This window comes from Marinobacter sp. EhC06 (assembly GCF_001650915.1).
GTDB lineage: Bacteria > Pseudomonadota > Gammaproteobacteria > Pseudomonadales > Oleiphilaceae > Marinobacter.
This window is the reverse complement of sequence record NZ_LXYO01000010.1, coordinates 69,835-87,998: the sequence shown is the minus strand read 5'-3', so window position 1 is coordinate 87,998 and position 18,164 is coordinate 69,835. Positions and strand designations below refer to the sequence as shown.

The 18,164-nt window shown below is 56.8% G+C and carries 13 protein-coding genes; 11 read left to right on the top strand and 2 right to left on the bottom strand.

Translation table 11 applies throughout. From position 1 onward, the window contains the following. Position 1: 1 nt before the first annotated feature. A complete protein-coding gene (gene fadA / locus A8B84_RS05520; protein ID WP_062784509.1) occupies positions 2-1,177 on the top strand; it encodes an acetyl-CoA C-acyltransferase FadA in 1,176 nt (391 codons plus the stop codon). A gap of 272 nt (positions 1,178-1,449) precedes the next feature. Then, positions 1,450-4,092, top strand: a complete 2,643-nt coding sequence (topA, locus tag A8B84_RS05515; protein ID WP_064228091.1) for a type I DNA topoisomerase — start codon at positions 1,450-1,452, stop codon at positions 4,090-4,092. Positions 4,093-4,146: 54 nt separating this feature from the next. Here the strand turns inward: topA and A8B84_RS05510 are convergent, their stop codons facing one another. Together A8B84_RS05510 and gltA are read right to left on the bottom strand one after the other, a co-directional pair. Beyond that, on the bottom strand, positions 4,147-5,019 hold the full coding sequence (locus tag A8B84_RS05510) for an NAD(P)-dependent oxidoreductase (protein ID WP_064228092.1): 873 nt from the start codon (positions 5,017-5,019) through the stop codon (positions 4,147-4,149). Between the two features lie 116 nt (positions 5,020-5,135). After that, on the bottom strand, positions 5,136-6,410 hold the full coding sequence (gltA, locus tag A8B84_RS05505) for a citrate synthase (protein ID WP_064228093.1): 1,275 nt from the start codon (positions 6,408-6,410) through the stop codon (positions 5,136-5,138). Between the two features lie 477 nt (positions 6,411-6,887). Here gltA and sdhC point away from each other — a divergent pair, with 477 nt between their 5' ends. From sdhC to sucD, 9 genes are all read left to right on the top strand, one after another. Continuing rightward, a complete protein-coding gene (gene sdhC / locus A8B84_RS05500; protein WP_064228094.1) occupies positions 6,888-7,262 on the top strand; it encodes a succinate dehydrogenase, cytochrome b556 subunit in 375 nt (124 codons plus the stop codon). Further along, positions 7,256-7,600 carry a succinate dehydrogenase, hydrophobic membrane anchor protein gene (sdhD, locus tag A8B84_RS05495; RefSeq protein WP_064228095.1) on the top strand — a complete coding sequence of 115 codons (345 nt, stop codon included), beginning with the start codon at positions 7,256-7,258 and terminating at the stop codon, positions 7,598-7,600. Before sdhC ends, sdhD begins: the two co-directional genes overlap by 7 nt. A 3-nt stretch (positions 7,601-7,603) precedes the next feature. Continuing rightward, on the top strand, positions 7,604-9,376 hold the full coding sequence (sdhA, locus tag A8B84_RS05490; protein ID WP_064228096.1) for a succinate dehydrogenase flavoprotein subunit: 1,773 nt from the start codon (positions 7,604-7,606) through the stop codon (positions 9,374-9,376). Between the two features lie 14 nt (positions 9,377-9,390). Continuing rightward, complete coding sequence (locus tag A8B84_RS05485; protein WP_064228097.1) at positions 9,391-10,095, top strand: succinate dehydrogenase iron-sulfur subunit; 705 nt, start codon at positions 9,391-9,393, stop codon at positions 10,093-10,095. 312 nt (positions 10,096-10,407) lie between these two features. Further along, positions 10,408-13,245, top strand: a complete 2,838-nt coding sequence (locus A8B84_RS05480; protein WP_064228098.1) for a 2-oxoglutarate dehydrogenase E1 component — start codon at positions 10,408-10,410, stop codon at positions 13,243-13,245. Between the two features lie 25 nt (positions 13,246-13,270). After that, positions 13,271-14,500, top strand: coding sequence for a 2-oxoglutarate dehydrogenase complex dihydrolipoyllysine-residue succinyltransferase (gene odhB / locus A8B84_RS05475; protein ID WP_064228099.1), 1,230 nt, complete (start codon positions 13,271-13,273; stop codon positions 14,498-14,500). 35 nt (positions 14,501-14,535) lie between these two features. Continuing rightward, the gene (gene lpdA / locus A8B84_RS05470; protein WP_064228100.1) at positions 14,536-15,978 is read left to right on the top strand and encodes a dihydrolipoyl dehydrogenase; all 1,443 of its coding nucleotides are present in this window, start codon (positions 14,536-14,538) and stop codon (positions 15,976-15,978) included. Between the two features lie 36 nt (positions 15,979-16,014). After that, positions 16,015-17,181 carry an ADP-forming succinate--CoA ligase subunit beta gene (gene sucC, locus A8B84_RS05465; RefSeq protein ID WP_064228101.1) on the top strand — a complete coding sequence of 389 codons (1,167 nt, stop codon included), beginning with the start codon at positions 16,015-16,017 and terminating at the stop codon, positions 17,179-17,181. Then, positions 17,181-18,053, top strand: coding sequence for a succinate--CoA ligase subunit alpha (sucD, locus tag A8B84_RS05460; RefSeq protein WP_064228102.1), 873 nt, complete (start codon positions 17,181-17,183; stop codon positions 18,051-18,053). Before sucC ends, sucD begins: the two co-directional genes overlap by 1 nt. Positions 18,054-18,164: the final 111 nt, after the last annotated feature.

Below are 18,164 nucleotides of genomic sequence, written 5' to 3'. Positions count from 1 at the left end.
TATGAGCCTTAATCCGAGAGACGTTGTCGTCGTCGATTGCGTGCGGACTCCGATGGGTCGTGCCAAAAACGGTTGTTTCCGGAACGTGCGTGCAGAGACCCTGTCCGCCAATCTGATCGAAGCACTGTTTGAGCGCAACCCGAAGCTCGACCCGAAAGAAGTTGAAGATGTTATCTGGGGCTGTGTAAATCAGACCAAGGAGCAGGGCTTCAACGTGGCGCGTCAGATTTCCCTGCTGACCCGCATTCCCCACGAGTCTGCCGCTCAGACCGTGAACCGCCTGTGTGGCTCTGCCATGAGCGCGATTCACACTGCAGCCCAGGCCATCATGACCGGCAACGGTGATGTGTTCTTCGTGGGCGGTGTCGAGCACATGGGGCACGTACCCATGACCGAAGGTTTCGACCACAACCCGGCTGCGTCCAAGTACTCCGCAAAAGCGTCCAACATGATGGGCCTGACCGCGGAAATGCTGGCCAAGATGCACGGGATTACCCGTGAGCAGCAGGACGAGTTCGGTGCTCGCTCCCACCGTCTGGCCCATGAAGCGACCGTAGAAGGCCGTTTCAAGAACGAAATCGTGCCCATTGAAGGTCACGACGAGAACGGCTTCAAGGTGCTGATCGAGGAAGACGAGACCATTCGTCCCGAGACCACTGCCGAGTCGCTGAGCCAGCTGAAACCGGCGTTCGATCCGAAGAACGGTACCGTGACTGCTGGTACTTCTTCCCAGCTGACCGACGGTGCGGCAGCAATGGTGCTGATGTCCGCAGAGCGTGCTGAAGCGCTTGGCCTGAAGCCGATTGCCAAGATCCGCAGCATGGCCGTTGCCGGCTGTGATCCCGCGATCATGGGCTATGGCCCGGTGCCGGCCACCAAGAAAGCCCTGAAGCGCGCAGGCCTGAAAGTCGAAGACATCGACTTCTGGGAACTGAATGAGGCTTTTGCCGGCCAGTCCCTGCCTGTCCTCAAGGACCTGAAGCTGTTGGGCGTTATGGAAGAGAAAGTGAACCTGAACGGCGGCGCGATTGCCCTTGGCCATCCGCTGGGCTGCTCCGGTGCACGTATCTCCACAACCCTGCTGAATGTAATGCAGGCCAAAGGCGGTAAGCTTGGTGTTTCCACCATGTGTATCGGTCTGGGCCAGGGCATTGCGACGGTCTGGGAGCGTCTGTAATCCGTTAAGCGGTTTTCAGTACGCGGTTTCAGAAGGCCCGGCAAATGCCGGGCCTTTCTGTTTCAATCGGCGGCCCGGACAGGCTTCCAGAATGTGAAAAAAAGCAGGATTGAAACCAAAGAATGGGTTGTCTTGCTATTCTTGACCCTGTAAAACAGTGAGCCTATACAGATTGGCGGCGTATGTGTGTTTTCTAGCCGACTGATTTTACAGCGAGTTTACGGTTTGCTGATTAATTGACCGATTTATCGCCAAGGATACAGAACTCCGATATGGGTAAAAGTCTCGTAATTGTCGAGTCACCAGCGAAAGCGAAGACCATCAACAAGTACCTGGGCTCTGACTTCATCGTCAAATCGAGCGTCGGGCACATTCGTGATCTTCCCGTCAGTGGCAGTGGATCCCAGTCGGATCCGAAGGAGCGCGCCAGACAGGCCGCCGCCACCCGAAAGATGAGCCCGGAAGAAAAGGCGGTGCACAAAAAGCGCAAGGCCCGGGAGCAACTGGTGGCCCGCATGGGTGTCGATCCCGACCAGAACTGGAGCGCCCGTTACGAGATCCTTCCCGGAAAAGAGAAGGTTGTCAGTGAACTGAAGCGCCTGGCCAAATCCGCAGACCACATCTATCTGGCGACGGATTTGGACCGTGAAGGGGAGGCCATTGCCTGGCACCTGCAGGAAACCATTGGCGGCGAGCCGGAGAAATACCGGCGGGTGGTGTTTAACGAAATCACAAAGCGCGCCATTCAGGAAGCCTTCAAGGACCCCGGGAATCTCGACAACAACCGGGTGAATGCCCAGCAGGCCCGGCGCTTCCTCGACCGGGTTGTGGGCTATATGGTGTCACCGCTGCTGTGGGCAAAGATTGCCCGTGGCCTGTCTGCCGGTCGCGTGCAGTCAGTCGCTGTTCGGTTGATTGTCGAGCGGGAGCGGGAGATCCGGAAATTTGTCCCGGAAGAGTTCTGGCAACTGCATGCCGACCTCGCATCGGCCAAGGCCGAGCAGCCGGTTCGCTTCGAAGTTACGCGCCACGATGACAAGCCTTACCGGCCAGTCAACGAGCAGCAGAGCACCGAGCACGTCAGCCGCCTCAAGGCTGGCACCTTCAAGGTCTCCAAGCGAGAAGACAAGCCGACACGCTCGCGTCCGTCAGCCCCATTCATTACCTCCACGCTGCAGCAGGCGGCGAGCAACCGCATGGGGTTCAGTGTCAAGAAGACCATGATGCTGGCCCAGCGTCTTTATGAGGCGGGCTTTATTACTTACATGCGTACTGACTCCACCAACCTGAGTCAGGATGCGGTTAGCAGCTGCCGAACCTACATTCAGAAGCAGTTTGGCGACAAATACCTGCCTGAGAAGCCACGTGTCTATGGAAGCAAAGAGGGCGCCCAGGAGGCCCACGAAGCCATTCGGCCGACCGAAGTCAGTCGCCGTCCTACCGATATCAGCGGCTTGGAGAAAGATGCCGAGAAGCTATACGACTTGATCTGGCGCCAATTTATTGCCTGTCAGATGTCCGATGCGGAGTTCCTGAGCACCTCGATAGTCGTTGCTAACGGCGATTACGAGCTACGTACCCGGGGCCGGATCATCAAGTTCGATGGTTTCCTGAAGGCGGCGCCTCAGGCCGCCAAGAAAGATGAAGACATTGCTCTGCCTGATATCCAGGTAGACGAAGTTCTGGATCTGAAAAAGCTCGACCCGAGCCAGCACTTTACCAAGCCTGCGCCGAGGTACACCGAGGCGAGCCTGGTCAAAGAGCTCGAAAAGCAGGGTATTGGCCGTCCCTCGACCTATGCGTCGATTATTTCGACGATTCAGGATCGCGGCTATGTCAGGCTGCAGAACCGCCGCTTCTATGCCGAGAAGATGGGCGAGATTGTGACCGAGCGCCTGTCAGAATCTTTCCCGAATCTGATGGACTTCGATTTCACCGCGAAGATGGAAGATGAGCTCGACGAAATTGCCGAGGGTGATGTCGAGTGGAAGAAAGTCCTGAATGATTTTTACGGCCGTTTCAAGCAGCAACTGGAAACGGCAGAAAGTGGTGAAGACGGCGGCATGCGTGCCAACACGCCCACCGAGACTGATATTCCGTGTCCGAGCTGCGGTCGGAATATGCAGATTCGTGTGGCCAGTACGGGTGTATTCCTGGGCTGCTCCGGTTACTCATTACCACCGAAGGAGCGTTGCAAGACCACCATCAATCTCGTGTCCGGCGACGAAGTGGTCAGCGCTGACGATGACGTGGAAGGCGAGGGCGAAACCCGGCTGCTGCGCAAGAAGCGCCGCTGCCCCAAGTGTGGCACTGCCATGGACAGCTACCTGGTGGACGAAACCCGCAAGCTGCATGTCTGTGGTAACAATCCGGATTGCTCTGGCTACGAGGTAGAAAAGGGCACGTTCCGCATCAAGGGCTACGATGGGCCGACCCTCGAGTGCGACAAGTGTGGCTCTGAGATGCAGCTGAAGACGGGGCGGTTTGGAAAGTATTTCGGTTGTACCAATACCGAGTGCAAGAACACCCGTAAGCTGCTCAAAAATGGCGAGCCAGCACCGCCCAAGATGGACCCGGTACCCATGCCGGAGCTTCAGTGCCAGAAGGTGGATGACACTTACGTTCTTCGTGATGGGGCGTCCGGGTTGTTTCTGGCCGCCAGCAAGTTCCCGAAAAATCGGGAAACGCGACCACCTCTGGTGATGGAGATCAAACCACACCGGAAGGAAATTGATCCGAAGTATGATTACCTGATGGATGCGCCCGAGCGTGATCCTGAAGGCAATCCGACGGTGATTCGCTACAGCCGCAAGACCAAGGAGCAGTACGTCATGTCCGAGAAGGAAGGCAAGGCGACGGGCTGGTCCGCGTGGTATGTGAACGGAAAGTGGCAGCCGCAGGACAAGAAAAAGTAGTGCCTGTGGATTCGGGGCCGGGTGAGAGCTTTCATCCGGCCCAGCTTCAGAGACTTACCGGAACTTCCTGAGTCTCTGGATTAAAGAGGATGTATCCCAGCGTTTGCCCCCCATGGACTGCACATCCGCGTAGAACTGATCCACCAGAGCGGTGACTGGCAGAGACGCGTTCACTTTTCGTGCCTCTTCCAGGCAAATCCCCAGGTCCTTACGCATCCAGTCAACCGCGAAGCCGTGTTCGAATTCACCCGCAATCATCGTTGCCGAGCGGTTTTCCATTTGCCAGGACTGGGCTGCCCCTTTCGAAATCACATCCACCACTTTTGCCACATCCAGCTCAGCCTGCTCGGCAAAGTGCAGCGCCTCTGAAAGGCCCTGTACAAGACCGGCAATGGCGATCTGGTTCACCATCTTGGTTTTCTGGCCACTGCCAGCTGGGCCCATTCGGTTGAGTGCGCGCGCATAGTGCTCCATAACCGGCTCGGCTTTCGCATAGTCCTGTTCAGAGCCGCCGCACATGATGGTCAGCTTGCCGTTTTCGGCTCCTTGCTGGCCGCCGGACACAGGCGCGTCCACAAATCCCATGTTGTTTTTACTGGCAGCTTCAGCAAGATACTCGGCAATGCCGGCTGAAGCCGTAGTGTGATCGACCAGAACCGCACCTTCGGAGGCATTGGCGAGGATGCCTTCATCGCCTTCGTAAACTGCTTTAAGATCGATATCCGCACCAACGCAGGTGAGTACTATATCCGCGCCCTTCACGGCCTCGGCAATGGAGGTGCAGCTGGTTCCCCCGTATTCGCTTGCCCATTGCTCGGCTTTGGCGCTGGTTCGGTTCCAGACCCTGACGTTGAGCCCGGCCTTGGCCAGGTGCCCGGCCATTGGATAGCCCATTACGCCGAGGCCGATAAACGCTGCTGTAGTCATTGCTTTCTCCTCTTATGTTTTTGTCGGGTTAACTTAGCACAGAAGGGCGGGGCGGCACGCAATAAAAAAGGCCGCTGAATCAGCGGCCTTTCCATGCGTTGCCCGAGAAATCAGGCTTATTTCGCCGGATAATCCCGGGAATCCGAGCCAGTGTAAAGCTGGCGCGGACGGCCGATGCGATAGTCGCCGCTGACCATTTCGTTCCAGTGCGAGAACCAGCCGATGGTCCGCGACAGGGCGAAGATAACGGTGAACATCGAAGTCGGGATTCCGATGGCCTTGAGGATGAGTCCGGAGTAGAAGTCGACGTTCGGGTAAAGCTTGCGCTTTACGAAGTACTCGTCTTCCAGCGCGATTTTTTCCAGACGCTGGGCGATCTTCAGCAGCGGGTCGTTTTCGAGGCCTAGCTCGGTCAGAACCTCGTGAGCGGTTTCTGCCATTACCTTGGCGCGCGGGTCGAAATTCTTGTATACCCGGTGGCCGAAGCCCATCAGACGGAATGGATCGTCTTTATCCTTGGCCTTGGCAATGAACTTCTCGATGTTGGACTCGTCGCCGATCTCGGCCAGCATGTCCAGAACCGCTTCGTTCGCGCCGCCGTGCGCGGGGCCCCAGAGGGCGGCAATGCCGGAAGCGATACAGGCATAGGGGTTGGCGCCGGTGGAGCCGGCCAGACGCACGGTCGACGTCGACGCATTCTGTTCGTGGTCTGCGTGCAGGATGAAGATCTTGTCCATGGCCTTGGCTAGGATCGGGTTCGGCTTATATTCCTCACAGGGAACGCCAAACATCATCTGCAGGAAGTTCTCGGAATACGAGAGGTCGTTACGCGGGTACATGAAGGGCTGGCCGATGCTGTACTTGTAACACCAGGCTGCAATCGTAGGCATCTTGGCGACCAGGCGGTGAGCGGTGATCTCACGCTGCTCCTGGCTGGCTACGTCCATCTCGCCGTGGTAGAAGGCGGACAGGGCGCCGACCACACCACACATGATGGCCATCGGGTGTGCATCACGACGGAAACCCTGGAAGAAGTTCCGCATCTGGTCGTGCAGCATGGTGTGGTTTTTGATGGTCTCGTGGAACTTCTGGTTCTCCTCGGCGCTTGGAAGTTCGCCGTGAAGCAGGAGATAGCAGACTTCAAGGTAGTCGGAGTGTTCCGCGAGCTGTTCGATCGGGTAGCCGCGGTGCAGGAGAACGCCATTTGCACCGTCGATGTAGGTTATGGCCGATTCGCAGGCTGCGGTGGATACGAATCCGGGGTCGTATGTAAAAACGCCTTCCTGGACTAGGCCTCGTACGTCGATAACGTCAGGGCCGACGGTGCCGGAATAAATCGGTAGCTCAATGGACTTGTCCCCCACCGAGAGCGTGGCTTTCCTGTCGGTCATGGTGCTCTCCTATTTATCAGCTTTGAAAGCTTTATCTACAGTTATGGATGCGCTAGAAGGCGCGTATTATCGCAAAACTGGCGGCAAAATATAGGGCGTTGGCTTTTTTTGTCAATGGAAGAGTCGGGAAAACCCAGAATTTGACATTCGCTGTAAATCAGGGATATCCCGAATAACAACGGATTGGGGATGGAAAAGGATTTGTCAATCATCCTTATAGCTGGCTTAACCCCCTGAAATACGCGGCTTGAGCGACGTTGCAGGTTTGTAATTGGTTAGGGTACTCCTTATAATCCCTAGCCCGGAATTGGGGATAAACCTTCTCCCGCTGCCTGTAAATAGTGGTTTGCCGGTGAGGTTATCTCCCTTCTGAGCCAATCGTGTGCCGGTTTCGTATCTGCACGCCGATCCTTACATACCAACCATCCGCACCCGGTTTTCCGGTCCCGCGGAACCAAGAGAGAGTGTGAGAGCGCTGTGAATAGCAAACGACCAGTAAATCTCGATCTCGGCAAGTTTCATTTTCCGCTGCCAGCCATTACGTCCATATTGCACCGTATCAGCGGCATCATCATTTTTGTTGGTGTTGCGTTCCTGCTTTACGGGCTTCAGCTTTCCCTGTCCGGGGAAGAGGGCTTCAGTCGTGTCAATGAACTGCTGGACAGCTTCCTTGCCAAGCTGATTATCTGGGGCATCTTGTCTGCTCTGTTGTACCACCTGGTTGCGGGTATCAAGCACCTGTTCATGGATATGGGCATTGGTGAAGAGCTCGAGAGCGGCCGCCTCGCCTCGAAGATCACGATTGTGGTTTCCGTCATTCTCATCGTTCTGGCAGGAGTCTGGGTATGGTAAACAGCGTCACGAACCTGGGTCGCAGTGGTGTCTATGACTGGCTGATCCAGCGGGTAACCGCCTACGTACTTGCTTTGTATACAATTTTCCTGCTCGGCTTTCTGTTGACCTCCGACGTCAACTACGAAACCTGGAGTGCGCTTTTCGACCAGACCTGGTTCCGTATCTTTACCCTTATGGCACTGCTTTCAATCGGTGCTCACGCTTGGGTGGGGCTCTGGACGGTGACGACCGACTATATCAAGGCCATGGGTCCCAGGTTTATCGTGCAGGCGGCTTGTGGGCTGACCATGTTCGTCTATGTGGTTTGGGGCATTCAGATTCTTTGGGGGCTTTAATCGATGGCTAATATCAAGACCATGTCCTTTGACGCAATTGTTATCGGCGGCGGCGGTTCCGGCATGCGTGCCGCGCTCCAGTTGACCGAGTCCGGCGTCAATACCGCGTGTATCACCAAGGTTTTCCCGACGCGGTCTCATACGGTCTCTGCCCAAGGTGGCATCACCTGTGCGATCGCCAGTGCTGATCCGAATGACGACTGGCGCTGGCACATGTATGACACGGTTAAAGGCTCGGACTACATTGCCGACCAGGATGCCGTCGAGTACATGTGTTCCGTTGGTCCTCAGGCGGTATTCGAGCTTGAGCACATGGGTCTTCCGTTCTCGCGCACCGAGCAGGGCCGTATCTATCAGCGTCCGTTTGGTGGTCAGTCCAAAGGCCCTGATAACCCGACTCAGGCAGCACGTACCTGTGCCGCTGCTGACCGTACCGGTCACGCCCTGCTTCACACTCTGTACCAGGCCAACATCAAGGGCGGAACCACCTTCCTTAACGAGTGGTACGCGGTAGATCTCGTCAAGAACAGTAAGGATGAGGTCGTTGGTGTGGTTGCCATTGAGGTTGAGACCGGCGAAGTCGCCTACATCAAATCCAAAGCGACCGTTCTTGCTACCGGTGGCGCGGGACGTATTTACGCCTCCACAACCAACGCGCTGATCAACACCGGCGACGGTATCGGTATGGCACTGCGTGCCGGTTTCCCGATGCAGGACATGGAAATGTGGCAGTTCCACCCGACCGGCATTTACGGAGCGGGAACGCTGGTGACCGAAGGTTGTCGGGGTGAGGGTGGCTACCTGATCAACGCCGAGGGTGAGCGTTTCATGGAGCGCTATGCGCCGAACGCGAAAGACCTGGCGGGCCGTGACGTTGTAGCCCGGGCAATGGTGATCGAGATTCTGGAAGGTCGTGGCTGCGGTCCGGATAAGGACCACGTTCTGCTGAAGCTGGATCATCTGGGTGAAGAGACCCTGAACCTGCGCCTGCCGGGCATCTGTGAGCTGTCCCGCACCTTTGCGCATGTGGATCCTGTCAAAGAGCCGATCCCGGTCGTGCCTACCTGTCACTACATGATGGGCGGCATTCCGACCAACGTTGGTGGTCAGGCGTTGACCCAGGATGAAAACGGAAAAGACAAGCCAATCCCCGGGCTGTTCGCCTGTGGCGAGGCTGCGTGTGTATCGGTACACGGCGCCAACCGTCTGGGTGGTAACTCTCTGCTGGACCTGGTGGTGTTTGGTCGCGCAGCTGGCCTGCACATTGAAGAGCAGCTTCGCGGCGGCTTCGAGGTAGACGGTGCCAGTGAGGACGATATCAAGCGTGCCATGGCGCGGCTTGACCGCCTGAACAACGCAACCGAGGGCGAGAGCGTTGCAGAGGTCCGCAAGGATTTGCAGAACTGCATGCAGTTGTACTTCGGCGTGTTCCGTGACGGCAAGAGCATGGAAGAGGGTCTCAAAAAGCTGGAAGCGATTGGTGAGCGTGTTCGCAACACCAAGCTGGCCGATACCAGCAACGCCTTCAACACCGCCCGTATCGAAGCGCTCGAGCTGGATAACCTCTACGAGGTTGCCCTGGCTACAGCGGTTTCCGCCTTTGAGCGGAAGGAAAGTCGCGGCGCTCATGCCCGGAACGACTACACCGAGCGTGATGATGAGAACTGGCTGAAGCACTCCATGTTCTTCCCGCTGGAAAAGCGCGTGGGCAAGCGTGATGTGAACTTTGCACCGAAGACGGTGGACAAGTTCGAGCCGAAGGTCCGGACTTACTAAGGGGGACTCCGAAAATGTTAGTAAGCCTTTATCGTTATAACCCGGAGACTGACAACGCGCCTTACATGCAGGACGTGGATGTTGATATTCCGGAAGGCAAGGATCTCATGGTTCTTGATGTGCTGAACCTAATCAAGGAGCGGGATCCTTCAATGGCCTACCGTCGTTCCTGCCGGGAGGGCGTGTGTGGCTCTGATGGCATGAACATGAACGGCAAAAACGGCCTGGCGTGTATTACGCCGGTCTCCCAGGTGGTGAAGGGCGACAAGCTGGTGCTGCGTCCGCTGCCGGGTCTGCCGGTTATTCGTGATCTGGTTGTAGATATGAGTCTTTTCTACAAGCAGTACGAAAAGGTCATGCCTTACCTGATTAACGACAAGCCTGCTCCTGCGATCGAGCGGCTGCAGTCTCCGGAAGACCGCCAGAAGCTGGATGGCCTGTACGAGTGTATTCTCTGTGCCTGCTGTTCCACGTCCTGTCCGTCATTCTGGTGGAACCCGGACAAGTTTATCGGTCCTGCTGGCCTGCTTCAGGCTTACCGTTTCCTGGCGGACAGCCGGGATACAGCTCAGGACGAGCGACTTGCCGGCCTTGATGACCCGTTCAGTGTATTCCGCTGCCGGGGCATCATGAACTGTGTCAGTGTCTGCCCGAAAGGTCTGAACCCCACAAGGGCTATCGGCCACATTCGGAACCTTCTGCTGCAAAGGGCGACTTAAGCAGCAGGATTTGCGACAGACGCTATACTGTTCTGATCAGGTTAGTACCCGGAAGGCCTCGCAAGTTTGCGGGGCCTTCAACCAAAGGCTTATAGTCAAAAGTCTTACCCGGGTGCACACTACGCAAGCCGTGGCGGGAACTTATAAAGTTTTCTCCCTGTTTTGCTGAGTACAAAAACCACCGGGGAATGGAAAACATCCATGTCGGGTGTGGTGGCCAAAGTCGATCCCGTAAAAACCCGTATTGACTGAGATATACCCCTGGCCGACCATATCGGGCTCCCCGCACCAGCCCAAGGTGAGCTATTCAAGATGCACGAAAGCATAATGGAGCAGTTATGGCAGACTTCCCACCTTCAGGGTGGAAATCTCGCCTATGTTGAACAGCTTTTTGAAACCTACCTGACAGACCCCAATGCCGTTCCCGAAGAGTGGCGCAGCTATTTCGACAAACTCCCCAGTGTCGATGGCTACAAAGGCCGTGACATTGTCCACTCTTCCATCCGCGAACAGTTCGAACACATCTCCCGTAACCAGCGCTTTCTGGCCAGTGGCGGCGTTCCCGCCAGTGCAACGTCGGATGCGGACAAGAAACAGATTCGTGTTCTCCAGCTGATTAACGCCTATCGCTTCCGCGGCCATCAGGAAGCGAAGCTGGACCCGCTCGGTGTTTGGCAACGTCCCAAGGTTGAAGACCTCGATCCCGAATTCCATGAACTGTCCGACTCTGACCGTGACCTCGAGTTCCAGACCGGCTCACTGAACCTCGGCTCCGAGACCATGAAGCTCGGAGATATTGTCGATGGTTTGCGCCAGACCTACTGCGAAAGCATTGGCGCTGAATACATGCACGTTGTCGATACCCGCATCAAGCGCTGGTTCCAGCAACGCATGGAGCCGGTTCGTTCACGTCCCGCATACGAGGACAACACCCGAAAGCACATCCTTGAGCGACTGACGGCTGCCGAAGGTCTCGAAAAGTACCTGGGTTCCCGTTATCCGGGTGTGAAACGCTTTGGTCTTGAGGGTGGCGAAAGTCTCATTCCCTGTCTGGACGAGCTGATCCAGCGTGCCGGTTCCTACGGCGCCAAGGAAATCGTTCTGGGTATGGCGCACCGTGGTCGCCTGAACGTCCTGGTCAATACTCTGGGCAAGAATCCGAGAGAACTCTTCGACGAGTTTGAAGGCAAGAAACTGGCCGATTCCGGTTCAGGTGACGTGAAGTACCACCAGGGCTTCTCATCCAACGTGATGACCCCGGGTGGCGAAGTGCACCTGGCGATGGCGTTCAACCCGTCGCACCTGGAAATCGTTTCGCCGGTGGTTGAAGGCTCCGTTCGGGCCCGCCAGACCCGTCGCAACGACGAGGATGGCAGCAAGGTAGTGCCAATCATCATGCACGGTGACGCGGCGTTTGCCGGCCAGGGCGTGGTGATGGAAACCTTCCAGATGTCCCAGACCCGTGGGTTTGGCGTTGGTGGCACCATTCATATTGTTATCAACAACCAGGTTGGTTTCACCACCAGCAAGCAGGAAGATGCGCGGTCCACGGAGTACTGCACCGACGTGGCCAAGATGATCCAGGCGCCAATCCTGCATGTGAATGCGGACGACCCGGAAGCGGTCATGTTCGTGACCCAGATGGCCATGGACTACCGCAACGAATTCAAGAACGACGTGGTGATCGATCTGGTCTGCTATCGTCGTCGTGGTCACAACGAGGCGGATGAGCCGGCCGCAACCCAGCCGGTCATGTACGAGAAGATCCGTAAGCTGAAGACCACTCGCAACCTGTACGTTGATCAACTGGTGGAAGCCGGTGTTATCACCGAGGAAGAAGCCAAGCAGATGGAGAACGACTACCGTGACGCCCTGGACAATGGCGAGCACGTGGTCAAATCCCTGGTCAAGGAGCCCAACAAGGAGCTCTACGTAGACTGGACACCGTACCTGGGCCACGAGTGGACGGCCAAGTGCAAGTCCAGCGTTGCGCTGAAGACCATCCAGAAGCTGGGCAAGAAACTGACCTCGGTCCCTGAAGGTTTCAGTATCCAGCGCCAGGTCTCCAAGATTGTGTCCGACCGCGAGAAAATGACCGCCGGTGCCCTGCCGATCAACTGGGGCTACGGTGAAGTCATGGCCTATGCGACGTTGCTCAACGAAGGGCATCCGATCCGCATTACTGGCCAGGATGTTGGCCGCGGCACCTTCTCGCATCGCCACGCGGTTCTGCACAACCAGAAAGACGGCTCGACTCATATTGCCCTTGAGCAATTGTCGGAAGACCAGCCGAAATTCGAAATTTACGACTCGCTGCTCTCGGAAGAAGCCGTGATGGCGTTCGAGTACGGTTACGCGACCACCGCACCTGATGGCCTTGTGGTCTGGGAAGCGCAGTTTGGCGACTTCGCCAACGGTGCCCAGGTCGTGATTGATCAGTTCCTGACCAGTGGTGAGCACAAGTGGGGGCGCCTCTGTGGCCTGACCCTGCTGCTGCCTCATGGCTACGAAGGGCAGGGGCCGGAGCATAGCTCTGCACGCCTCGAGCGTTTCCTGCAGCTGAGTGCCGAACATAATATCCAGGTCTGCGTGCCGACCACGCCGTCGCAGGTATTCCATATGCTGCGTCGCCAGGTGAAGCGCCCGCTGCGCAAGCCTCTGGTTGCCATCACGCCCAAGAGTCTGCTGCGGCACAAGGAAGCGACGTCCGATCTTGACGATCTGACCACCGGTACCTTCAAGACCGTGCTGCCTGAGAAAGAGCCGTCCGATCCGAAGAAAGTCACCCGTCTGATCCTGTGTTCCGGCAAGGTCTATTTTGATCTGCTCGAGAAGAAGAAGTCGGACGAGCGTGAAGACGTCGCCATTGTCCGGATCGAACAGCTGTATCCTTTCCCCGGAGACGACCTTGACGAGCTCCTGAGCGAGTACACCAAGCTCAAGCACGTTGTCTGGTGTCAGGAAGAGCCGATGAACCAGGGTGCCTGGTATTGCAGCCAGCATCACATGCGTAATGCGCTGCACCGCCTGAATCCCAAGCTGTACCTTCAGTATGCCGGTCGTGACGCTTCGGCTGCTCCTGCCTGTGGCCATATGTCGGTCCACATTGAAGAGCAGAAGAAACTGGTTAACGACGCGTTTGAAATTTGACGAGCTACCGAACTAAGGATCTGTAATGTCAACTGAGATTAAAGCCCCCGTTTTCCCGGAGTCGGTCGCGGAAGGTACTGTCGCGACCTGGCACAAACAGCCGGGTGAAGCCTGCTCCCGTGACGAGCTGATTGTCGATATCGAGACCGACAAGGTCGTTCTTGAAGTGGTTGCGCCTGCTGACGGCGTGATCGAAGAAATCATCAAGAACGAAGGCGATACCGTTGAAAGTGGTGAGGTAGTCGGCAAGTTCAAGGAAGGTGCCAAGGGCGAGGCCAAGCCTGCCGAGGGCAAGAAAGAAGAGGCCAAGGAAGAGGCTCCGAAAGAAGAGGCCAAGAGTGAAGCCGCTTCCGGCGAAGCGATTCTGAGCCCGGCAGCGCGTAAGCTGGCCGAGGAAAACAACGTTGATCCGAACAGCATCCAGGGTACCGGCAAAGATGGCCGTGTAACCAAGGAAGACGTTCAGAACCACGTGGACAGTGCCAAGTCCTCCGGTGGTGCTTCCGCGCCCCAGCCTGCGGCGGGTATGCCGGAAGTGAACGTCAGCCAGGGCGAACGTCCAGAGAAGCGCGTGCCGATGACCCGCCTGCGTGCGAGCATCGCCAAGCGTCTGGTCAACGCGCAGCAGAGCGCAGCCATGCTGACCACCTTCAACGAGGTGAACATGGCGCCGATCATGGAACTGCGCAAGCAGTACCAGGAGAGCTTTGTAAAGCGTCATGGTATCAAGCTTGGTTTCATGTCCTTCTTCACCAAGGCGGCCACCGAAGCCCTGAAGCGGTTCCCCGCGGTGAACGCGTCCATTGATGGTAACGACATGGTTTACCACGGTTACCAGGATATCGGCGTGGCCGTATCCACGGATCGTGGTCTGGTCGTTCCGGTACTCCGCGATTCCGACGCCATGGGCCTGGCCGACATCGAGAAGAAGATCGTTGAATACGGCACCAAGGCGAAAGAGGGCAAGCTGGCCATTGAAGACATGACCGGTGGTACCTTTACGATTACCAACGGCGGCATCTTCGGCTCGCTGATTTCCACACCGATCCTGAACCCGCCACAGACTGCAATCCTGGGCATGCACAAGATTCAGGAGCGTCCGATGGCCGTGAACGGCAAGGTGGAAATTCTGCCGATGATGTACCTGGCGCTTTCTTACGACCACCGAATGATTGATGGCAAGGAAGCGGTGCAGTTCCTCGTTGCCATCAAGGAAATGCTTGAAGACCCGGCACGTATTCTGCTGGACGTCTGAGTCGACTTTAAACGTATCGGAAAACGGGATTAACTATGTCTGATAAATACGACGTCATTGTTATTGGTGCGGGCCCGGGCGGCTATGTTGCTGCCATCAAGGCTGCCCAGCTGGGTCTCAAGACCGCGTGTGTCGAATCCTGGACCGCCGAAGACGGCAAGGCGCAGGTACTTGGCGGTACCTGCCTGAACGTGGGCTGTATTCCCTCCAAGGCACTGCTGGAGATTTCCCACAAGTTCGAGGAAACCACCCACGATTACGAGATGCAGGGCATCATCGCCAAGGATGTCAAGATGGACATCGGCAAGATGATGGAGCGCAAGGCTGGTATCGTGAAGCAGCTGACCGGCGGTATCGCCGGCCTGTTCAAGTCCAACGGCGTTACCTCCATCCACGGCCACGGCAAGTTGCTGGCCAACCGCAAAGTGGAAGTAACTGACAAGGACGGCAAGTCCAAGACCTACGAAGCCGAAAACATCATTCTGGCCACTGGTTCCAAGCCGATCCAGATTCCGCCTGCGCCGTTCGATGGCGAGTACATCGTGGATTCCGAGGGAGCCCTCGAGTTCACCGAAGTGCCCAAGCGTCTGGGTGTGATCGGTGCCGGTGTTATCGGCCTGGAGCTTGGCAGCGTCTGGGCACGTCTGGGCTCCGAGGTGACGGTCCTTGAAGCGGTGGATACCTTCCTGCCGGCGGTGGATCAGCAGGTTGCCAAGGACGCACTCAAGCAGTTCCAGAAGCAGGGTCTGAACATCGTCATGGGTGCTCGCATGACCGGCGCTGAAGTCAAACGCAAGCTGGTCAACGTTACCTATGAAGATTCCAAGGGCAAGCAAGAAGCCAAGTTTGACAAGCTGATTGTTGCCGTTGGACGTCGTCCGTACACCGATAACCTGCTTTCCGAGGATTCCGGTGTGCAGATGGACGAGCGCGGTTTCATCTTCGTGGATGACAACTGCAAGACCGAGGCGCCGGGTGTCTGGGCTATCGGTGACGTGGTCCGCGGCCCAATGCTGGCCCACAAGGCGTCCGAAGAGGGCATCATGGTTGCCGAGCGCATTGCCGGGCACAAGCCCCAGGTCAACTACGACTGCATCCCCAACGTGATCTACACCTCGCCGGAAGTTGCCTGGGTTGGCAAAACCGAAGAGCAGATGAAGGCAGAGGGTGAAGAGTACAACGTAGGTACCTTCCCGTTTGCGGCCAACGGTCGTGCCATGGCTGCAAACTCGGCGTCCGGTCTGGTCAAGATCATTGCCGATGCAAAAACTGACCGCATTGTCGGTTTCCATGTAGTTGGTCCCCAGGCCTCTGAAATCGTTGCCCAGGGCGTAATCGCCATGGAATTCGGTTCCAGCGCCGAAGATCTGGCCCTGACCTGCTTTGCACATCCGACTCTGTCCGAGTCCGTGCACGAAGCAGCTCTGGCCGTCGGTGGTGGCGCGATTCATATCGCGAACCGCCGCAAGAAGAAGTAACGCAAACCAGGAATTTTTTAATTCGGGACATTAACTATGAATTTGCATGAATATCAGGGCAAGCAGCTTTTCGCTGAATATGGCCTGCCCGTATCCAAAGGCATTGCCTGTGATACTCCCAAGGAAGCAGTAGCAGCTGCTGACGAAATCGGCGGTGATGGCTGGGTAGTGAAGGCCCAGGTGCACGCAGGCGGCCGTGGTAAGGCTGGTGGCGTTAAGCTGGTCAAAAGCAAAGACGAGATCCGTGAGTTTGCCGAAAAGTGGTTGGGCAAGAACCTGGTAACCTACCAGACTGATGAAAATGGCCAGCCGGTCAGCAAGATTCTGGTTGAATCCCTCACCGACATCGACCAGGAACTGTACCTGGGCGCGGTCGTTGACCGTGGCACCCGTCGCATCGTGTTCATGGCCTCCACCGAGGGCGGTGTTGAGATCGAGAAGGTTGCCGAAGAGACCCCCGAGAAGATCCTGAAAGCCGAAATCGACCCGCTGGTTGGCGCTCAGCCGTACCAGGGCCGTGAGTTGGCCTTCAAGCTGGGCCTGGAAGGCAAGCAGATCGGTCAGTTCACCAAGATTTTCATTGGCCTGGCCAAGCTGTTCGAAGAGTGCGACCTCGCGCTGGTAGAGATCAACCCGCTGGTTATCACCCCGGCCGGTGACCTGCATTGCCTCGACGCCAAAGTTGGTGTTGACGGTAACGCCCTGTATCGCCAGAAGAAGATCCACGAGATGCACGATCCCTCCCAGGAAGATTCCCGGGAAGCGGAAGCGGCCAAGTGGGAGCTCAACTATGTGGCCCTGGAAGGCAACATTGGCTGCATGGTCAACGGTGCTGGTCTGGCAATGGGCACCATGGATATCATCAAGCTTTCTGGTGGCCAGCCTGCCAACTTCCTGGACGTTGGTGGCGGTGCAACCAAGGAGCGTGTTTCCGAAGCATTCAAGATCATCCTGTCTGACTCCAACGTCAAGGCGGTTCTGGTCAACATCTTCGGCGGTATCGTTCGCTGCGACATGATTGCAGAAGGCATCATCGGTGCCGTTAAGGAAGTCGGCGTCAAGGTTCCTGTTGTGGTTCGCCTTGAAGGCAACAACGCGGAGAAGGGTACTCAGGTACTCGCCGATAGCGGCCTGAACATCATTGCCGCTACCAGTCTGTCGAATGCGGCAGAGCAAGTTGTTAAAGCCGCAGGGGGTAAATAATGAGCATCCTGATTAACAAAGACACCAAGGTTATCTGTCAGGGCTTTACCGGCGCACAGGGCACCTTCCACTCAGAGCAGGCAATTGCCTACGGCACCAAGATGGTTGGCGGCGTTAGCCCCGGCAAGGGTGGCACTGAGCACCTCGGCCTTCCGGTGTTCAACACCGTTCGTGACGCCGTTGAAGCAACCGGCGCAGAGGCGACCGTTATCTACGTACCGGCGCCTTTCTGTAAAGACGCTATTATCGAAGCCGCGGATGCCGGCATTCAGCTGATCGTCTGTATCACTGAAGGTATCCCGACCATCGATATGCTGTACGCCAAGGAATACGTGGATCGCAAGGGCGTTCGCATGATTGGTCCCAACTGCCCGGGTGTTATCACTCCGGACGAGTGCAAGATCGGCATCATGCCTGGCCACATCCACAAGAAGGGCAAGGTTGGTATCGTGTCCCGCTCAGGTACCCTGACTTACGAAGCGGTCAAGCAGACCACCGACTTCGGCTACGGTCAGTCCACCTGTATCGGTATCGGTGGCGACCCGATCCCGGGCTCCAACTTCATCGACATTCTGGCCCTGCTGCAGGAAGATCCTGAGACTGAAGCCATTGTGATGATTGGTGAGATCGGCGGTACCGCCGAAGAAGAAGCCGCGGCCTACATCAAGCAGAACGTCACCAAGCCGGTGGTTTCCTACATCGCTGGTGTTACTGCGCCTCCGGGCAAGCGCATGGGCCACGCTGGCGCCATCATCTCCGGTGGTAAGGGTACTGCAGACGAGAAGTTTGCCGCCCTGGAAGACGCTGGCGTTCGCACCGTCCGCAGTCTGGCCGAGATCGGCCAGGCCCTGAAGGAAGTCACTGGCTGGTAAGCTGGCCTTCTTTCAGCAAAAACCCCCGTTTCTGCCCTGCAGAGCGGGGGTTTTTTATTTATAATGCCGGGTCGCCTGAACTATGATGGCGGTTCCAATATCAAATAAGGA